Source organism: Staphylococcus haemolyticus (genome assembly GCF_006094395.1).
In the GTDB taxonomy this organism is placed as follows: Bacteria; Bacillota; Bacilli; order Staphylococcales; family Staphylococcaceae; genus Staphylococcus; species Staphylococcus haemolyticus.
The window spans coordinates 836,707-854,223 of the sequence record NZ_CP035291.1 but is presented as its reverse complement, the minus strand read 5'-3'; the positions used below and the strand labels follow the sequence as shown (position 1 = coordinate 854,223).

The 17,517-nt window shown below is 32.4% G+C and carries 17 protein-coding genes; 3 read left to right on the top strand and 14 right to left on the bottom strand.

Annotated features, from left to right (window positions below; translation table 11 throughout):
- Window positions 1–129: 129 nt before the first annotated feature.
- The 6 genes from EQ029_RS04030 to fdaB all read right to left on the bottom strand — a co-directional run bounded on the left by EQ029_RS04030 (window position 130) and on the right by fdaB (window position 6,619).
- The gene (locus EQ029_RS04030; protein WP_011275226.1) at window positions 130–387 is read right to left on the bottom strand and encodes a type B 50S ribosomal protein L31; all 258 of its coding nucleotides are present in this window, start codon (window positions 385–387) and stop codon (window positions 130–132) included.
- 119 nt (window positions 388–506) lie between these two features.
- Window positions 507–1,823: a transcription termination factor Rho gene (gene rho, locus EQ029_RS04025; protein WP_011275225.1), complete on the bottom strand. Its 1,317-nt coding sequence runs from the start codon at window positions 1,821–1,823 to the stop codon at window positions 507–509.
- 266 nt (window positions 1,824–2,089) lie between these two features.
- The gene (locus EQ029_RS04020) at window positions 2,090–3,517 is read right to left on the bottom strand and encodes an aldehyde dehydrogenase family protein (protein ID WP_053023254.1); all 1,428 of its coding nucleotides are present in this window, start codon (window positions 3,515–3,517) and stop codon (window positions 2,090–2,092) included.
- A gap of 168 nt (window positions 3,518–3,685) precedes the next feature.
- Window positions 3,686–4,021, bottom strand: a complete 336-nt coding sequence (locus EQ029_RS04015; protein ID WP_011275223.1) for a winged helix-turn-helix transcriptional regulator — start codon at window positions 4,019–4,021, stop codon at window positions 3,686–3,688.
- A 186-nt stretch (window positions 4,022–4,207) separates the two neighbouring features.
- On the bottom strand, window positions 4,208–5,479 hold the full coding sequence (gene murA / locus EQ029_RS04010; RefSeq protein WP_011275222.1) for a UDP-N-acetylglucosamine 1-carboxyvinyltransferase: 1,272 nt from the start codon (window positions 5,477–5,479) through the stop codon (window positions 4,208–4,210).
- A 282-nt stretch (window positions 5,480–5,761) separates the two neighbouring features.
- Complete coding sequence (fdaB, locus tag EQ029_RS04005) at window positions 5,762–6,619, bottom strand: class IIb fructose-bisphosphate aldolase FdaB (RefSeq protein ID WP_011275221.1); 858 nt, start codon at window positions 6,617–6,619, stop codon at window positions 5,762–5,764.
- A gap of 200 nt (window positions 6,620–6,819) precedes the next feature.
- On the opposite strand from fdaB, the gene EQ029_RS04000 reads away from it, so the two are divergent.
- Window positions 6,820–7,341, top strand: coding sequence for a DUF2529 family protein (locus tag EQ029_RS04000; protein WP_057504769.1), 522 nt, complete (start codon window positions 6,820–6,822; stop codon window positions 7,339–7,341).
- A gap of 74 nt (window positions 7,342–7,415) precedes the next feature.
- Here EQ029_RS04000 and pyrG read toward each other — a convergent pair whose 3' ends face one another.
- The 3 genes from pyrG to EQ029_RS03985 all read right to left on the bottom strand — a co-directional run bounded on the left by pyrG (window position 7,416) and on the right by EQ029_RS03985 (window position 10,732).
- The gene (pyrG, locus tag EQ029_RS03995) at window positions 7,416–9,023 is read right to left on the bottom strand and encodes a CTP synthase (protein ID WP_011275219.1); all 1,608 of its coding nucleotides are present in this window, start codon (window positions 9,021–9,023) and stop codon (window positions 7,416–7,418) included.
- A gap of 215 nt (window positions 9,024–9,238) precedes the next feature.
- Entirely contained in the window at window positions 9,239–9,757 is a 519-nt protein-coding gene (rpoE, locus tag EQ029_RS03990) for a DNA-directed RNA polymerase subunit delta (protein ID WP_011275218.1), read from the bottom strand.
- A gap of 114 nt (window positions 9,758–9,871) precedes the next feature.
- Complete coding sequence (locus tag EQ029_RS03985; RefSeq protein WP_011275217.1) at window positions 9,872–10,732, bottom strand: GNAT family N-acetyltransferase; 861 nt, start codon at window positions 10,730–10,732, stop codon at window positions 9,872–9,874.
- 190 nt (window positions 10,733–10,922) lie between these two features.
- Here EQ029_RS03985 and coaW point away from each other — a divergent pair, with 190 nt between their 5' ends.
- A complete protein-coding gene (gene coaW / locus EQ029_RS03980; RefSeq protein WP_011275216.1) occupies window positions 10,923–11,723 on the top strand; it encodes a type II pantothenate kinase in 801 nt (266 codons plus the stop codon).
- 157 nt (window positions 11,724–11,880) lie between these two features.
- On the opposite strand, the gene EQ029_RS03975 is transcribed toward coaW, so the two are convergent.
- The 3 genes from EQ029_RS03975 to EQ029_RS03965 form a co-directional block, all read right to left on the bottom strand.
- Window positions 11,881–12,546 (bottom strand): DUF2750 domain-containing protein, encoded by a 666-nt coding sequence (locus tag EQ029_RS03975; protein WP_011275215.1) that lies wholly within the window; start codon window positions 12,544–12,546, stop codon window positions 11,881–11,883.
- A gap of 255 nt (window positions 12,547–12,801) precedes the next feature.
- The gene (gene ldmS, locus EQ029_RS03970; RefSeq protein WP_037559102.1) at window positions 12,802–13,995 is read right to left on the bottom strand and encodes an L-aspartate--L-methionine ligase LdmS; all 1,194 of its coding nucleotides are present in this window, start codon (window positions 13,993–13,995) and stop codon (window positions 12,802–12,804) included.
- Window positions 13,992–15,176 carry a M20 family metallopeptidase gene (locus tag EQ029_RS03965; protein WP_011275213.1) on the bottom strand — a complete coding sequence of 395 codons (1,185 nt, stop codon included), beginning with the start codon at window positions 15,174–15,176 and terminating at the stop codon, window positions 13,992–13,994. Before EQ029_RS03965 ends, ldmS begins: the two co-directional genes overlap by 4 nt.
- Window positions 15,177–15,431: 255 nt before the next feature.
- On the opposite strand from EQ029_RS03965, the gene EQ029_RS03960 reads away from it, so the two are divergent.
- Window positions 15,432–15,902 (top strand): S-ribosylhomocysteine lyase, encoded by a 471-nt coding sequence (locus EQ029_RS03960; protein ID WP_053020170.1) that lies wholly within the window; start codon window positions 15,432–15,434, stop codon window positions 15,900–15,902.
- Between the two features lie 70 nt (window positions 15,903–15,972).
- On the opposite strand, the gene EQ029_RS03955 is transcribed toward EQ029_RS03960, so the two are convergent.
- Together EQ029_RS03955 and deoB are read right to left on the bottom strand one after the other, a co-directional pair.
- Window positions 15,973–16,323: a DoxX family protein gene (locus tag EQ029_RS03955; protein WP_011275211.1), complete on the bottom strand. Its 351-nt coding sequence runs from the start codon at window positions 16,321–16,323 to the stop codon at window positions 15,973–15,975.
- The gene (gene deoB / locus EQ029_RS03950; RefSeq protein ID WP_011275210.1) at window positions 16,323–17,510 is read right to left on the bottom strand and encodes a phosphopentomutase; all 1,188 of its coding nucleotides are present in this window, start codon (window positions 17,508–17,510) and stop codon (window positions 16,323–16,325) included. The genes EQ029_RS03955 and deoB overlap by 1 nt, the downstream gene beginning before the upstream one ends.
- Window positions 17,511–17,517: the final 7 nt, after the last annotated feature.

Genomic DNA, 17,517 nt, shown 5'->3' with positions numbered 1-17,517 from the left:
AAACATAATCGCTTAATTATATCATATTTCTATGTATTATAAATATCTCTTTAAATACTACTTAAATTTAAAAAAACTGTCTACGCATTTCTATATAAAATAGATTAGGCAGACAGTTTAAACTTATAATTAGTTGTTGTTTGATTTGAGACCAAACTTTTTGTTGAAACGTTCCACACGACCATCCGCAGCAGCGAATTTTTGACGTCCTGTGTAGAATGGGTGTGAATCAGAAGATACATCTAAACGAATAACTGGGTATTCATTACCATCTTCCCATTCCATTGTTTCTGAAGATGTTTTAGTTGAACCACTTAAAAATTTAAAGTTAGTAGTTGTATCTAAAAAGATAACTTTGTGATAATCAGGATGGATTCCTTGTCTCATTAATTTTCAGCTCCTTTGCCCTGAACCATCTGGAACAGAGTTATTTGTGAGTTTTTTACCCAATACTTGGTAATTATAATAGTTATTAGATTAAAACGCAACCCTCAAACTGACATTCGTTAAATAATCGGTTTTCCTGTTTTTGTACTTTCTTCAGCAGCCTTTTGCAACTGTTGGAAAAATTCTTTATTACTTTTAGAGCGTTTTAATTTTCTAATAAATCTTTCTGTGAAATCTGTAGAGTCTGTGAACATGTTTCTTAACTGCCATAGTGAATCAAGTTCAGATTTACTAATTAGTAATTCTTCTTTACGCGTAGAACTTCTTCCAATATCAATCGCAGGGAAAATTCGACGTTCAGATAATTTACGATCAAGATGAAGTTCCATATTTCCCGTTCCTTTGAATTCTTCATAAATCATATCGTCCATGCGTGATCCAGTTTCAACTAATGCAGTGGCTAATATCGTTAAACTTCCTCCTGCTTCAATGTTACGTGCAGCACCAAAGAATGCTTTAGGTTTGTGTAATGAAGCAGGATCAAGACCACCTGATAATGTTCTTCCACTTGGCGGTATAACTAAGTTATACGCTCTTGCCAATCGAGTAATTGAGTCCATCAGAATAATAACATCTTGACCAATCTCAACTAATCGTTTAGCACGTTCTAATAATAATTCAGCTACTTTAACATGGTGTTCTGGTGGCTCATCAAAAGTCGAGTGCACTACTTCAGCAGATTCAACAGATCTTTCAATATCAGTTACTTCTTCCGGACGTTCCCCAACTAATAAAATAAATAATTTTGCATCAGGTTTATTTTTACTAATCGCATTTGCAATTTCTTTTAATAAAGACGTTTTACCCGCTTTAGGAGGTGCAACAATAAGTCCACGTTGACCTAGACCAATAGGCGTAACTAAATCCATTATACGTGTTGAATAATTTTGGGGATCTGTTTCTAAAACGATTCTTTCCTCAGGATAGAGAGGCGTTAAAGCTTGAAAGTGAGGGCGTTTTTTTACAACTTCAGCATTCTCATCATTAACAAAGTCAACTTGCAATAAACCATAATATTTTTCATTATCTTTAGGTTTACGAACTTTTCCGGTTACTTTATCACCACGTTTAATTTCGAAACGTCGTATTTGACTTGCAGATATATAAATATCTTTTTCACCTTTTGAATAGTTGACTGTTCTTAGGAACCCATAACCATCAGGCTGGATATCATCTAAGACACCCTCCATGTAATAGTTACCATCTTTTTCCATTTGGGCTTCCATGATAGCTAAAACTAATTCACTCTTATTCAATTTACTATAATTAGTAAGTTTTAATGTTTTTGCTTTTTGTGTTAATTCTTTCGTTGTGTAATTTTTATACAATTCATGAAACGACTCATACTGTGGAGATGTACGTACTTTTTCAGGCATAAATTGCACCCATTTCTTATATATTTATAAAGACTTCAATTTGATTAGAAAAGAGATATTTTAAATAGTTTCATTTCAAGAACTCACTAAATCTATTTGAGATATCTCATAAAATAATATTAAAAGTCTTGAATACTAGAATTAATATAGCAAATTTTCAATTTAAATACAAAACGATTTTATTAAATTTCCAAAAATAAAACAGCTCATGGAACTAAAAATATTCCATGAACTGTTATAAATAATATATAAATTAATTTTTTAAATTAACTGAAATAACCAGCAATTGATTTCACTTCTAAGAATTCTTCTATACCATAATCGCCCCACTCACGACCAATTCCAGATTGTTTATATCCACCAAATGGTAAATCTGGTTGGTTGCCAGCTTCATTGATTTCAATTCTACCTGCTTCAATTGAACGAGCTACTTTTTGAAGTGTTTCTTTATCTTTACCTATTACATATCCTGCTAATCCATATTTAGTATCATTAGCAATTTTGATTGCTTCATCTAAATTATTATATGTGATTACAGAAGCAACTGGTCCAAAGATTTCTTCTTGAGCAATTGTCATGTCATTGTCTACATTGATAAAAATAGTTGGTCCCGCGAAATAACCAGTATTTAATCCTTCAGGTTTACCAGGACCACCGTAAAATAACTCTGCACCTTCTTCAATACCTTTATCAATATATGATTGGACTGTATCAAATTGTTTCTTACTAATAATCGGTCCAACTTGAGTACCTTCTTCTCGTGGATCTCCAACTTTAACTTTACTAAATTCTTCTTTAAGTGCAGTTAAGAAGTCTTCTTTTTTGCTTTCAGGAATTAAAATACGAGTACCTGCAGTACATACTTGACCTGTGTTATTAACTACTTTGCCAGTAGTTGCTTTCGCTGCTTCTTTAACATCAACATCATCTAATACGATATAAGGTGATTTACCACCTAATTCAAGTGATACTTTTTTGAAATCTTTAGAAGCTTTTTCCATTATTTTTGAACCCGTGCGTCCTGAACCAGTAAATGACATCATTCTAACTTTTGGATGTTCACTTAGTGGATTACCTACACCTTCGCCGTCACCATTAACAAGATTAAATACACCTTTTGGTACGCCTACTTTATCAAATATTTCAGCTAAAATAACTGCAGCAAATGGTGTTTCTTCTGAAGGTTTTAGAACTACAGGACTACCTGCTGCAAATGCGGCTGCCAATTTCAATGAAGTTTGATTAGTTGGGAAATTCCAAGGTGTTACTAATCCTGAAACACCAATTGCCTCTTTAGTAACTAATGCATCTCCACGTCTTTCTTCAAATTCGAAAGAATCTAGTGCTCTACTTGCCTCTTCAAAATGATTTAGTCCCATTTGGTAGTGGACATTCTCAGATAATGTTAAAGGTGCACCTAATTCATCCGTTATGGCTTCTATAATATCTTGTTTTCTATTTTTATATTCTTCTACAATTTTATCTAATAGTTCTTTTCTTTCTTTCACTGAGCTATGACGAAATTCTAAATAAACGTTATTTGCAGCTTCTACTGCTTTTTCCACATCATTAGAATTGCCTTTAGCTACTTTACCAATAACTTCTTCAGTTGCTGGATTGATTACTTCAATCGTTTCATTACTATCGCTATCAATCCATTCGCCATTTATATATTGTTGAGTATAATTTCTCATCAATTCTTCACTCCTTAAGAATCGTTATATAATTTGTGTACCTTTTTTCATTGAAAATTAAACATACCATCTTAGTATGAAATAGCAAAAGAGTTTTGCACCTGGCAATGATGAACAATTATAAAAGTCATTATTCATTCAATATAAGGCACAAAACTCTTTATTATATTATTTAGATTTAACTTCTTCTTCAAGTGTTACATGTTCTTGAGCCCATTTTTCAATGGGTTTTAAAGCTTCTGCTAAAGCTTTACCTTTATCAGTCAATTCATAAATGATTGAAACTGGACTAGTTGAGACTACTTTCTTTTCAACTAATCCCCATTCACCTAAATCAGTTAATTTAATACTTAATGCACGTGGTGTAATGGTCTTTAAATCCCTTTTCATATCGGAAAAGTGCGCAGTATAATCAGTGCATCGTGATAGATAATTAATGATTAAACCGTTCCAACTTCTACCAACAATTTTAAAGGTTTCTTCAAGATATGGACAGATTTCCATTGTCTTCACCTCTATTCAAAACTTCTTTAGATTGTAGGTACTAAAAATCGCTTATAAATATAAACATTGTATAGGCTTTAATGATATCTATAAGCCAAAATCTTATTAGTATCTAATATAATTATTATACCAGAAAAAGCTAATATGTCGAGAGTTGAAACTGCCAATATTAACTTATCAATACCTTTAGACTTCTTCAGTCCAAATATTTGCACCTAATTCTTTTAAATGCTTAACAATGTCAGTATAGCCTCTATAAATATGTCTAACGTTATAAATTGTAGTAACGCCTTCAGCTAAAAGACCTGCAATAATTAAACATGCACCTGCACGCAAATCACTTGCATATACTTCAGCACCATTAAGTGATGATGGTTTAATTGTAGCAGTTCCAGTTTCCATATCGGCTTCAATATTAGCACCCATATTTTTTAACTCATCGACATGTCTAAATCGCGCAGGATATATTGTTTCTGTTACAAATGAAGGGCCATCTGCCATAAACAATAAAGGCGTGATTGGTTGTTGTAAATCTGTTGCAAACCCAGGGTATACTAATGTTTTAATATCTACATTTTTATAAGATGATTTGCGTTTGATGATTGCTTTTTCAGCATCACCATCTACTTGAATGTCTACACCAAGTTCTTTTAATTTAACAGTAAGTGCTTCAACATGTTTTGGAACAATATTATTAATAGTAATTTCTTCTCCAACTGCTGCCGCTATACACATGTATGTCCCTGCTTCAATACGATCAGGGATAATTTGATATTCAGAACCATGTAAGCTATCAACACCATTAATTTTTAACGTACTTGTCCCTGCCCCTTTAATATCTGCGCCAAGACTGTTCAAGAAATTAGCAACATCTACAACTTCAGGTTCTTTAGCTGCATTTTCAATGACTGTTTGACCAGTTGCATGAACAGCTGCCAACATAATGTTGATTGTTGCGCCTACACTAACCATATCTAAGAAGATATTAGCACCATGTAGTTCTTTAGCTTCAATTTTCATAGATGTATCATTTGATTCATCTATTTCTGCTCCTAATGCTTTAAAACCTTTAATATGTTGATCAATTGGACGTGGCCCTAATGGACAACCACCAGGTAAACCTATTACACATTTTTTAAAACGCCCTAACATTGCTCCCATCATGTAATAAGATGCTCTAAGAGATTCAACTTTGTTGTTAGGCAGTGGTGCATTTTCAATTTCTGAAGTATCTACTTCTAAAGTTTTTCCATTTAAATGGGCTTTAATATTTAAATCTTCCAATAAACTAACTAGCGTCTCTACATCGGAAATTTGTGGTAAGCCATCTAATTTAACTTGGCCTTGAGCTAATAATGTTGCTGGGATAATTGCTACCGCACTATTTTTGGCACCACTTATCGTAACGTCTCCCTTTAGTGTTTGACCACCGCGAATTTTTATTACCTCTTGAGTCATAAGTTTATCTCCTTTGTTTCTCATTTATTTAAAATAATACATTAGTAGCATTATAAAATACATATTCTTTATTTGTAAAACATAAATTATTACGAATTAATGATAATTGCAATTATTAAAATTATCGATTCAAACTTTATAAAACTAATTCGAGAATTATATATACAAATATTATAAATCATTTTTGAAAAATATTTAAATATGAATACTCAAATTATAAAGAAAAAGAGTGAAACGACTTAACGTTTCACTCCTAGTTCAAAACATCTTCAATTACATTATTTATTTAGCACGATTAGATGTACCAAATTCTCTAATTTTACCTTTAACTGTTTCTTTAATCGCTTCACGAGCAGGTCCTAAATATTTACGTGGATCATATACATCTTGATCATTATTTAATACTTCTCTTACTGCTTTAGCTGAAGCAATTTGGTTTTCAGTATTAACATTAATTTTAGCAGTACCATAAGGGATTGCTTTTTGAATGTCTTTAGTTGGGATACCAGTACCACCATGTAAAACTAATGGTAAACCAGTTGATGCACCAATTTCTTCCATTTCTTTAAATCCTAATTTAGGTTCACCTTTATATGGCCCGTGAACTGAACCTAATGCTGGAGCTAAAGTATCAATGCCAGTTCTTTCAACTAATTCTTGGCATTCTTTAGGGTCAGCATAAATAATGCCACCTACAACATCATCTTCTTGTCCGCCAACTGTTCCTAATTCAGCTTCTACTGATACACCATGTTGATGAGCATACTCTACAACTTTTGAAGTGATTTCGATATTTTCTTCAAAAGGACTATGAGAAGCATCAATCATTACTGAAGTGAATCCAGCATCAATCGCTTCTTTACATTTTTCAAAGCTTGAACCATGGTCTAAGTGAATAGCTACAGGTACAGTAATGTTTAAGTCATGAATTAAACCTTCAACCATTTTAACTACTGTATAGAAACCACTCATATAACGTGCAGCACCTTCTGAAACACCTAAGATAACTGGCGCGTTCTCTTCTTGTGAAGCTTCTAAAATAGCTTGAGTAAATTCTAAGTTATTTAAGTTGTATTGACCAACCGCATAACCATTTTCTTTCGCATCGATTAACATTTCTTTCATTGAAACTAATGGCATGAAAGTTCCTCCTTGTGTGCAACTGCACAATTTTTAAAATCATTATATCAGATATTTTTTTGAATTGCATGTGAATGCATGCTTGATTTAAAATAAACTTTTACTATTAAATACTAAATTATTAATATTTCAATATATGAACGGTTTCATTGCACATAAGTTTGAGTTTATTTACAATACATATGAAACGGAGGAACAACATGTCTAAAATATTACAAACTCAATTAACGGGTATATTTAATCGGTTAGAAGATCAAGCTTTAGATATTCAAATGGCTGCTCAATGTCTAATACAAGCAATCGGTGGCGAAGGTTATGTATACATTAAAGGCTATGGCGATTTGAAATTTTTCGAGCCTTTTGTTATAGAAAGTGAAGAGCACCTTAAATCTAGTAAATTATTATCCACGCTCACAACATTTGATGATATAGATTCAACAGATCGCGTGTTACTCTTTTCACCATATTACACTGAAGAAGTAGCTAAAGATGTACAAACATTAGTAGATAATGATATTGATGTTGTCTTAATTTGTAATCGACCCAAAGATTCAGAAATACCAAAACACTTTATACATTTCATCAATCTAGCTACCCCTAGACCAATCGTTTACACTGAAGATTATGATAAAGTGGTTCAACCTCATACGATATCTTTTAATTACATATACTATGAAATTTACACTCAAATGATTGAAATGACACGAGATTTAGAGTTGTAATGTCATATATCAATATTCATTATAAAATCAACCCTTACGTCACCATTTCAGTACGTAAGGGTTGATTTATTATATTATTTATTTTGATGTTTATAGGCCGCTTCTACAAACGATTTAAAAATAGGCTGAGGTCTATTAGGTCTTGATAAGAATTCAGGATGGAACTGACATGCGATATAGAAGTCATTCTCTGGAATTTCTACCATTTCTACTAATCGTCCATCTGGACTAGTACCAGAAAACACCATACCATTAGCTTCTAATTGTTCTCTAAATTCATTATTAAATTCATATCTATGACGGTGTCTTTCCTCAATATTAACTGCGTCATAAATTTGATGTGCTAATGTGTTTTCTTTGATTTTACATGGATATAATCCTAAACGTAACGTGCCACCTAAATCTTCAATATCCTTTTGCTCAGGCAATAAATCAATAATTGGATAAGGTGTGCTAGGATTAAGTTCTGCTGAGTGTGCTCCCTCTAAACCTAGTACATTGCGTGCAAACTCAACAGTCGCTAATTGCATACCTAAGCAAATACCAAAGTATGGAACATTATTTTCACGAGCGTATTTAATTGCAGCAATTTTACCCTCGCTTGCTCTAAATCCAAAACCACCTGGCACGAGAATGCCATCTACATCTTTTAAATAGTCTTCAACATTATTATCATTAACTTCGCCAGAATCAATCCACTTAACTACAACGTCTTTCTTCAATGGGTAGCCAGCATGTTTCAATGACTCTACAACAGATAAGTATGCATCTTGTAAGCTAACATATTTACCTACTAATCCAATCGTGATTGTACCATCAAGTGAATTAACAGTATCTAGTAAATATTGCCATTCATCTAATTGAGTTTCATATTTAGCATCTAAATCTAATCGCTTGATAACAATATCATCCATATCCTGTGCACTTAATTGTAATGGAATTTCATATAAAGATGATGCGTCTCTACATTCTATAACGCTCTCTTTATTAATATCACAGAATAATGCAATTTTATCTTTTAAATCTTGTGTCATTTCATATTCTGTACGCACTACAATTAAATCTGGCTGAATACCTAAACCACGTAGTTCCTTAACACTGTGTTGTGTTGGTTTTGTTTTCATTTCACCAGCAGCTTTAATGTATGGAAGCAATGTACAATGTACATACATTACGTTTTCACGACCTAAATCACTTCTAATCTGTCTAATTGCTTCGATAAATGGAAGTGATTCAATGTCACCAGTTGTACCACCGATTTCAGTAATAACTACATCTGCGTTTGTACTCTCACCAGCAAGTAATAAACGTTCTTTAATTTCATTAGTAATATGTGGAATAACTTGAACTGTTCCACCTAAATAATCACCACGACGTTCTTTCTTGAGTACATGTGAATAAACTTTCCCAGCTGTAACATTTGAATATTTATTTAAATTAATATCAATAAAACGCTCATAGTGTCCTAAATCTAAGTCAGTTTCAGCACCATCATCTGTAACAAATACTTCTCCATGTTGATACGGACTCATAGTTCCTGGGTCAACATTTAAATATGGATCAAATTTTTGAATTGTTACTTTTAAGCCTCTATCTTTTAACAATCTACCTAGAGAAGCGGCTGTGATACCTTTTCCTAATGATGATACTACTCCGCCCGTTACAAAAATAAATTTTGTCATTTCCTGACCTCCTAATTTATAAAGGGATGCTTCCTTACCTATTTATTAATTTTAAATAATCACTTTTGAAAAATAAAAAAATCGCTCCCTCTCACATATCTGTAAGGGGAGCGTATATGATTTATACACGTGTCCTATTTAAAGGAGCCCGAATAAAATTCTATCATTTTTTAAGTAAAAGTCAATTAAAACTAAAATTTAGTTTTAAAATCTTCTTAGTCTTCGAATTCGTCCTCGTCTTCTTCATCGAGTTCATCATCTTCGTCATCTTCAATTACTAAATCTGATTCACTAATCTCGTCTTCTACTTGTTCATCTTCAGGGTCGTCTAAAGTTTCTTGATCATCCGTTTGGGCTGGAATGTCATCGTCATCATCCATTTCGTCATCACCCAATAATTTAAGATTTTTATCTTCTTCATCTTCATCATCAAGAATATCGAATTTTTGAATTGTAGGTGCGATTTTTTCTTCAATATCGTCTACAGAATACCAATCACGTAATCCCCATTGATTTTCACCAACGTTTAAAAAACGTCCATCTGTATTTAAGTCTGTATAGAACTGAACTACACGATTTTCAATCTCTTCAAATTCATAACCACCTAAATCTTTGAATTCATCGATGATATCGTATAAATTCATCGTTGCACCTTTATCATTTAATAACGTATAAGCCATATCGATAAATGACTTTTCATCAACCATTTCTTTAGTATAATCTTGGATTTTCATTATAGCTAATCTTCCTTTCGAAGAATTTTTTAATTATATCGTTGGATTTCATTAATTAATAGTAACAAAAATAAATTATAAATGACAATACACGATTTCGCAATTACGATTATCTTAGTAATTTACATATTTCTCGAAAATAATTAAATCATCTGACTGGTCAATTTCTACAAAACCACTATTTACACATAATGATTTTAATTCATTGTTTTCACCAAATAACGTAATCATAATCGTTTTAGCTTGCTTGAAATGCTTTCGTACATATGTAGGAATTTGTCTTAATGCACTTTCAGCGATACCTTCTTTTCGTTGTTCTTTATACACTTCAATAGCAACAATATTAATTCGATTATCCGTTTTTTCAAGTGCTATAAAACCTACTTTTTGGTTATCTTTAAGTAAATCAACAACACTATAAGATGAAATACTTGATGCTTCATTTTCCGTTAATCGTAGTGAAGACACATGTTTTGAATCTAAGTCCAAATAATATAAGCGTTCTTTACCAATAGGACCTTCTTCTTTAGTAGCAGTGTGCATAAAACCAGCACGTTCATACACATTCCAAGCACCTTTATTTTCAGCATCGACAACCAGATACAAGTGATTGAAATCAGGGAATAAATCTTGTACATATTGAGGTAAATACATCATCATCGTAGTTCCATACCCATTTCCTTGAAACTTCTCATTTATTGATAATGATCTTACATATACGACATTTTCAGGTGTATCATACCCTTCATGTTGATAATATTGATGTAATACAAAGAAACCAACAACATCACCATACTCATTAATAGCAATGTTAGCCACTCTATTCTCATCTGTAAGTGCATCGTCTAATACTGATTTCGGCAAGGATGAGTATATTTGTTGTCTCTCACTTAATTCAAAGTTAACTACATCCTGTCTATACTTTTCTTCAAATTCTTGAATCGTTATATTTTCAAATTGCTTTTTTATAGTCATAACCACTAACCCCTATGCCTCTTTTAATTAATCAATTTTATTATAATTGTTTTTTTACACTTATCAAAATAAAATCTACTTTAATTAGCTACAATTGTTTTAAATTTTTACAATTTAAAAATAATCTATTGAAATTTAGCTAATTTGCTTTACTATAAATATGACATATAAAATCACGAGGTGAACTAGAATGAAAGTCGGTATAGATGCCGGTGGTACGCTAATAAAAATCGTCCAAGAATCTCAACAAGGACGTTCGTATGAAACAAAACTTACTACAAACATTTCAGAGGTAATTGCATGGTTAAACGCAAACACTTTTGAATCAATCAGTCTTACTGGCGGAAATGCAGGTGTTATTGCTGAAAATTTAAATGTGGATGCAACTATATTTGTTGAATTCGATGCATCATCTAAAGGTTTGGGTATGCTTCTTAAAGAGCAAGGTCATCATATTGACGAATATATATTCGCTAATGTCGGTACAGGCACTTCGTTACATTATTTCGATGGCAAACAACAACGTCGTGTAGGCGGTGTGGGTACTGGTGGAGGTATGATTCAAGGACTGGGATACTTATTATCACAAATTACAGATTATGAAGCACTTACAAATCTAGCTCAATCTGGAGATAGAGATACGATTGATCTTAAAGTTAAGCATATTTACAAAGATACCGAACCACCTATTCCAGGTGAATTAACAGCTGCTAACTTTGGAAACGTCTTACATAATTTAGACGTAGATTTTTCACCAGCTAATAAATTAGCATCAGTGGTTGGAGTCGTTGGTGAAGTAATAACTACTATGGCCATAACCGTTGCTCGTGAAAATAAAACTGAGAATGTTGTATATATCGGGTCTTCTTTCAACAATAATCCACTTTTACGTGAAGTAATTGAAGATTATACGGTATTACGTGGTTTCAAACCATATTACATTGAGAATGGTGCTTTTTCAGGAGCACTTGGCGCAATTTATTTAAATTAAATACTTTTAATATTTATAAAAAACCCTTAATCACCAAAAGATGTGATTAAGGGTTTAACAATTCATCTAAATCTCAACTGCATCGACAGATTTAACATCGACTATTTAATAATGTATATATAAAGACAAAATTTCACTAAATGTTACGTGCTTCAAATTAAAAAGTTAATTCATTTGATAATTTTTGTGCAGAAATGACTGTTCCTACCACACCAGGTTTCAAATCAATTGCGACAACTTGGTCATTATCACGTAACTTATCTAACCATTCGCTAAATACACTACCTTCAATTTCAATTAATTCACATTCCTCAAAATCTTCATCACGAACTTTGAGTGCTCTATTTTTCAAGCTCCAAACCGGCATGATTTGAGGTTTTTCTTCACTATCATCACTAATCAATATAAAATGATTTTCATCATGTTTTGATAAACCAAATACTTGGTCTTCTTTGGCAACATCTTTTACAAACTCTTTAATACGAATTTTATCCAACTCTGACATTAATTCATCAGTCATTTTTACGACTTTTACAATTTGACCAGTTTCTTGTGATGTTTGATTAATGATAACTTGATCATCCTCATCAAATAAGTCATCCAATTCATATGTAACGAATGTATCAATATCAATTTTTAGCACACGGTCATAATCGATTGACGCATGTTTTAAATAGTCTTCCGCTTGTCCTTCTTGAGTCCAAACGCCAACATAATCTTGGTTATTACTATTTAGTCTGACTAGCTTTTTATTTTTGTTAGCAACATAAAACACTTCATTAATCAGTACATCTTTAAAGTACGCCTCATTCTTATAAGACAATGCATAACCCTCCATTTCTAATTTGCAACTATTAAAATACTAAATGACAATACTTATGTCGTCAAATTTCTATACTAAAAAATAAGGGACCAAGACTGTATTCTTGATGAATGCCATGTCTTGCTCCCAAATTGACGCATTGAGCTATAACTATATTGAATTAATATCTTTTGATTCATTTAAATGATAAGAATTGAAATTATACTTTTTAAAATTATTGCTATATACCTATCCATGGATATTGATTAGGGTAAATTAATTTTTATCTAATTCAGCTAAAAAGGATTTTTCAATTTTCTCTATGGCTTCTTTTGAATCTCCAGTCCATATACAACCAAAACGAGAGTTAACTGCATTCTTTCCAAACCAATCACCATCATAATAAGATAATGGATATAATACGCCCTTTTTGACAAATTTTAAAATTGTATTAAAGAAATGTTCATTATCACCATTAGAGAAGTAGCTATAAAATTTCTGATATGATGAATTTAATTCTTCTTGTAATAATAACATGCTTGTAGAGCCATTTTGTCTAAAGTTTAAATCGATGGCAAAAACATCATCGTTTTTATCTAATAGTAAATCAAAACCAGCTACACCAAAGAAACCCAGCTTTACACCATTTTCCATAATTTCTCTTCCTGCATCAATGACTTGTTGAGGGACATCATGTACATTTTCATTTCCAGCATAAAATCCATATTTATCAGTGATTTGATATGCAGTGCCTAAATAAGTCACACCTATTTCTTCAGAATAAGCATACTGAACACAATAATTCTTTACCGCTTCAATTTTTTGTTCAATTATTAAATTATCCGTTGCATCACTTGCTTCTAAAATACGTTGGGTTGCTTTAGCTAAGTCCTCTTCATCATAGCAAATCATTACACCGTATCCACCAGCTGTTGGTAAGTCATCACCTGGTTTAATTACAAAAGGGAAATCCCATTCTTTTATGCGCGCTTTAAAATCATTTATCGATACAATTTCTCGCTCTGGCAAATATTTATGATTCGTCCATTCTGGTATTCGTGCTTTATTGTTTAAAGCTACAAAGGTCTCTTTATCTACAGCGTAGCATTTATCTGAAACAACATCTTCACTATGAATATATTGAAAATATATATCTTTACCTTCTTCTTTAACAATTCGATTTAATAGTGCTTCATATGTTTCATGGTTTTTAAATTGATACGTATTTGTGGGAACTTTTTTTCCAACAAGATTAAATAATTGATCTAATTTTTCAGTAATACTTGCTTCATGTACAATCATTGGCATTGAATCTGCAATAAGCATTTCACGACCAGTTAAGAAATTAGATTGATGTTCCTCAGGCTTTAACCATGGATTTGAAACATAAGATGGTCTCGAGTTATACACAATATTTTCATTATATAAGTCACTTAAAGTTAATTTTAGACCTTTTTCATTTATCGTCATTTTGACTGCCCCTTTATATGAGAGTGCTGTTGAACAATTTCATCAAACATTCCCTTATTTTCAATTAGTTCTAACCCCATTAATGCTATGATTTTCGCACCATGAATTAACGCTTGATCACCATGTACACTTGCCGCAGCCTCTCTAAATCTATGTGTATGACCAACTAAGTTTCTAGATCCTATCTTCACATGAGGATGAATCGTAGGTACTATATGACTGACATTACCCGTATCTGTTGATCCAAAACCAAAATCATCATGACTTACATCTTCACCAACTTCGAGCGCGTACTTCTCAAACAATTCATCTAATTTAGGTGTCTTAATAAATTCGTTCACACCATTTTGTATAGGGCCAAATTCATAATCGCAACCTGTTTGAATTGCAGCACCCCTAGCAATTTGATTAACTTTTTCTGTTAAAATATCTAGTTCTTTTCGAGTGGTTGCACGTGTATAGAATCGAGCATGTGTAAAATCGGGTATAATATTTGCAGCTTTTCCTCCGTCTAAGATAACACCATGTACGCGTTGACTTTTTTTAATGTGCTGTCTTAATTGTGCTACACCGTTAAAATATGAAATCATTGCATCTAATGCGTTTAAAGCTTCGTCAGCATTTTCAGAAGCATGTGCACTTTTGCCATAAAATTTTATATCTAATACATCCACCGCTAGTGTATCAATGGTTGGATAAGTTGCATTACCTGGATGAATCATTAATGCTATATCGATATCATCGATAATACCAGCCTTAACATATGAAGCTTTTGCACTACCATTTTCGCCACCTTCTTCTGCAGGACAACCGAGCACGACAACTTTACCACCGATGCGGTCTATAACTTGTTTCAATGCTGAACCCGCAAGTACACTAGCAGTTCCAATAATATTATGACCACACGCATGACCTAGGCCTGGCAATGCATCATATTCAGCTAAATAGCCAATAACTGGGCCTTCTTGTCCAGAATCATATGTAGCTATAAATCCAGTAGCGTGTCCAGCAATATCCGTTTCTATATCGAAATCATTCTCTTTCAATTTATCTATAAGCGTTCTAGACGCGAAAATTTCTTCATTGCCTAATTCAGGGCGTTCATGTATTCTATGACTAATTTCAACATAATCATATTTATTATTCTCTATATAATCTAAAATTCCTTGTTTATTACTCATAAATCATAACTCCCTTATTATTGTAAAAATCTTTAAAAATATTTTGGATATTGTAACCATATCGTTTCTCAATTAATTATTACTTATTTTATCGGATTTAAAGATTGTTGTCATTAATTAACCTTATATTTACGAAATTTTCTCACAGTTCACTTTGTTTAACTATAATTTTGAAAATTGTAAATACCCTTAACTATTGATACAATCAAATCGTTAACTTAATAATTAAGCTTATTTAATATAGGAGGATTTATCATGACTAAAATGAACGTTGAAAGTTTTAATCTTGATCACACTAAAGTTGTTGCACCTTTCGTCCGTTTAGCTGGTACAATGGAAGGCTTAAATGGTGATGTTATTAAAAAGTATGACATTCGCTTTAAACAACCTAACAAAGAGCACATGGAAATGCCTGGGTTACACTCACTAGAGCATTTAATGGCTGAAAACATTAGAAATCATACTGATAAAGTTGTTGATTTAAGTCCAATGGGTTGTCAAACTGGTTTTTATGTTTCATTTATTAATCATGACGACTATGAAGATGTGTTAAATATAATTGAAAAAACACTAAATGATGTTTTAGAAGCTACTGAGATACCCGCTTGCAATGAAGTACAATGCGGTTGGGCAGCAAGTCATTCACTTGAAGGTGCAAAAGAAATTGCGCAAGCATTTTTAGATAAACGCAATCAATGGTCAGATATTTTTGGTGAAGGTAAATAAATTTCATATTTAAAATAAAAACCACCAATACTTAAGTATATTTAAGTATTGGTGGTTTTACTTTTCTCTTTTATAATTTTTTTACTAGTGCAATTAAAACAAATTGCATTGGTAGTCTTGAGTATAATGCCCATTTAGGTACTTGTTTATCACCTAAAGGTAATTCTTTTCGTGCCATATATATATTTGCCGGTAATACAGCTAGTAAGAAAAGATTTATACCTGTTTTTAACCAATTAGCAGGACGTTTTAATAACAACATAATGCCAAAGAAAATTTCAAATACACCTGTTACCAAAACAGCTGTTTTACGTAATGGTAAGTATTCTGGAACAATATTTCTAAATGAGCGTTCATTTGTAAAATGTAGAACGCCAGCTGTTCCAAAAGCTAAACCTAATAAATAACGCAATACTTTCATTAATGTTCAACTCCCATTTCATTCAAATAACTCTTACCAAATTCAGGTAATTCCACATTGAAATTATCTGCAATGGTCGCACCGATTGAACTAAACGTACTGTCTCCTGATAATTCATGGTATTTATCAATTTTAGGGCTAAACATAAGTACTGGGATATACTCTCTAGTATGATCAGTACCATCGGCAATAGGGTCATTTCCGTGATCAGCCGTGATAATAACTAAATCATCTTCTTGAAGATTGTCGATTAATTCAGGTAATCGCTCGTCGAAATCTTTAATAGCTTGTGCATAACCTTCTTTGTCTCTACGATGGCCGTATAATGCATCGAAATCAACTAAATTTAAAAAACTAATGCCATTAAAATCTTTTTTTACGACATTTATTAATTGATCCATACCATCCATATTATTTTTTGTTCTTATTGCTTCAGTTACACCTTCACCATCATAAATATCATTAATTTTTCCAATAGCAATAACATCATAGTTATTATCTTTTAATGTATTCATAACAGTTTTGCCAAATGGTTTTAGCGCGTAATCATGTCGATTAGAAGTACGTGTAAAGTTTCCAGGTTCACCTACATACGGACGTGCAATTACGCGACCAATTAAGTATTTAGGATCTTTAGTTAATTCTCGAACCTTTTCACAAATATCATATAATTCTTCAAGAGGGATAATATCTTCATGTGCAGCAATTTGAAGTACTGGGTCAGCGCTAGTATAGACGATTAAGTCCCCAGTTTTCATTTGATGCTCACCTAATTCATCAATAATGGCTGTCCCTGAAGCGGGCTTATTTGCTACAACTTTACGACCTGTCATTTCTTCAATCTCTTGTATTAACTCATCAGGAAATCCGTTTGGATATACTTTAAATGGTTGCATGATATTTAAACCCATGATTTCCCAATGTCCTGTCATGGTATCTTTACCCACGGAAGCTTCACTAAGTTTAGTATAGAAAGCACCTGGTTGTTCAACTTTATTGACCACAGGTAATTCTTCAATATTACCCAATCCTAATTTTTCCAAATTAGGTAGCGTTTGGTTAAATCCTTCTAATGTATGCTTTAATGTATGAGATCCTTCATCATTGAAAGCTGCAGCATCAGGTGCTTCACCGATACCTACTGAATCCATAACAATTAAATGTACTCTTTTGAATGGTGTAGTCATATTTAAC

Excerpts from the sequence above, each read along its gene's own strand:
- EQ029_RS03965 (WP_011275213.1), bottom strand. The coding sequence starts at position 15,176 with ATGAGTAATAAACAAGGAATTTTAGATTATATAGAGAATAATAAATAT.
- rpoE (WP_011275218.1), bottom strand. The coding sequence starts at position 9,757 with ATGAAAATCCAAGATTATACTAAAGAAATGGTTGATGAAAAGTCATTT.
- murA (WP_011275222.1), bottom strand. The coding sequence starts at position 5,479 with ATGACTCAAGAGGTAATAAAAATTCGCGGTGGTCAAACACTAAAGGGA.
- EQ029_RS03960 (WP_053020170.1), top strand. The coding sequence starts at position 15,432 with ATGACTAAAATGAACGTTGAAAGTTTTAATCTTGATCACACTAAAGTT.
- coaW (WP_011275216.1), top strand. The coding sequence starts at position 10,923 with ATGAAAGTCGGTATAGATGCCGGTGGTACGCTAATAAAAATCGTCCAA.
- EQ029_RS04020 (WP_053023254.1), bottom strand. The coding sequence starts at position 3,517 with ATGAGAAATTATACTCAACAATATATAAATGGCGAATGGATTGATAGC.
- EQ029_RS03985 (WP_011275217.1), bottom strand. The coding sequence starts at position 10,732 with ATGACTATAAAAAAGCAATTTGAAAATATAACGATTCAAGAATTTGAA.
- EQ029_RS04000 (WP_057504769.1), top strand. The coding sequence starts at position 6,820 with ATGTCTAAAATATTACAAACTCAATTAACGGGTATATTTAATCGGTTA.
- pyrG (WP_011275219.1), bottom strand. The coding sequence starts at position 9,023 with ATGACAAAATTTATTTTTGTAACGGGCGGAGTAGTATCATCATTAGGA.
- ldmS (WP_037559102.1), bottom strand. The coding sequence starts at position 13,995 with ATGACGATAAATGAAAAAGGTCTAAAATTAACTTTAAGTGACTTATAT.
- deoB (WP_011275210.1), bottom strand. The coding sequence starts at position 17,510 with ATGACTACACCATTCAAAAGAGTACATTTAATTGTTATGGATTCAGTA.
- EQ029_RS03955 (WP_011275211.1), bottom strand. The coding sequence starts at position 16,323 with ATGAAAGTATTGCGTTATTTATTAGGTTTAGCTTTTGGAACAGCTGGC.
- EQ029_RS04015 (WP_011275223.1), bottom strand. The coding sequence starts at position 4,021 with ATGGAAATCTGTCCATATCTTGAAGAAACCTTTAAAATTGTTGGTAGA.
- fdaB (WP_011275221.1), bottom strand. The coding sequence starts at position 6,619 with ATGCCATTAGTTTCAATGAAAGAAATGTTAATCGATGCGAAAGAAAAT.
- rho (WP_011275225.1), bottom strand. The coding sequence starts at position 1,823 with ATGCCTGAAAAAGTACGTACATCTCCACAGTATGAGTCGTTTCATGAA.
- EQ029_RS04030 (WP_011275226.1), bottom strand. The coding sequence starts at position 387 with ATGAGACAAGGAATCCATCCTGATTATCACAAAGTTATCTTTTTAGAT.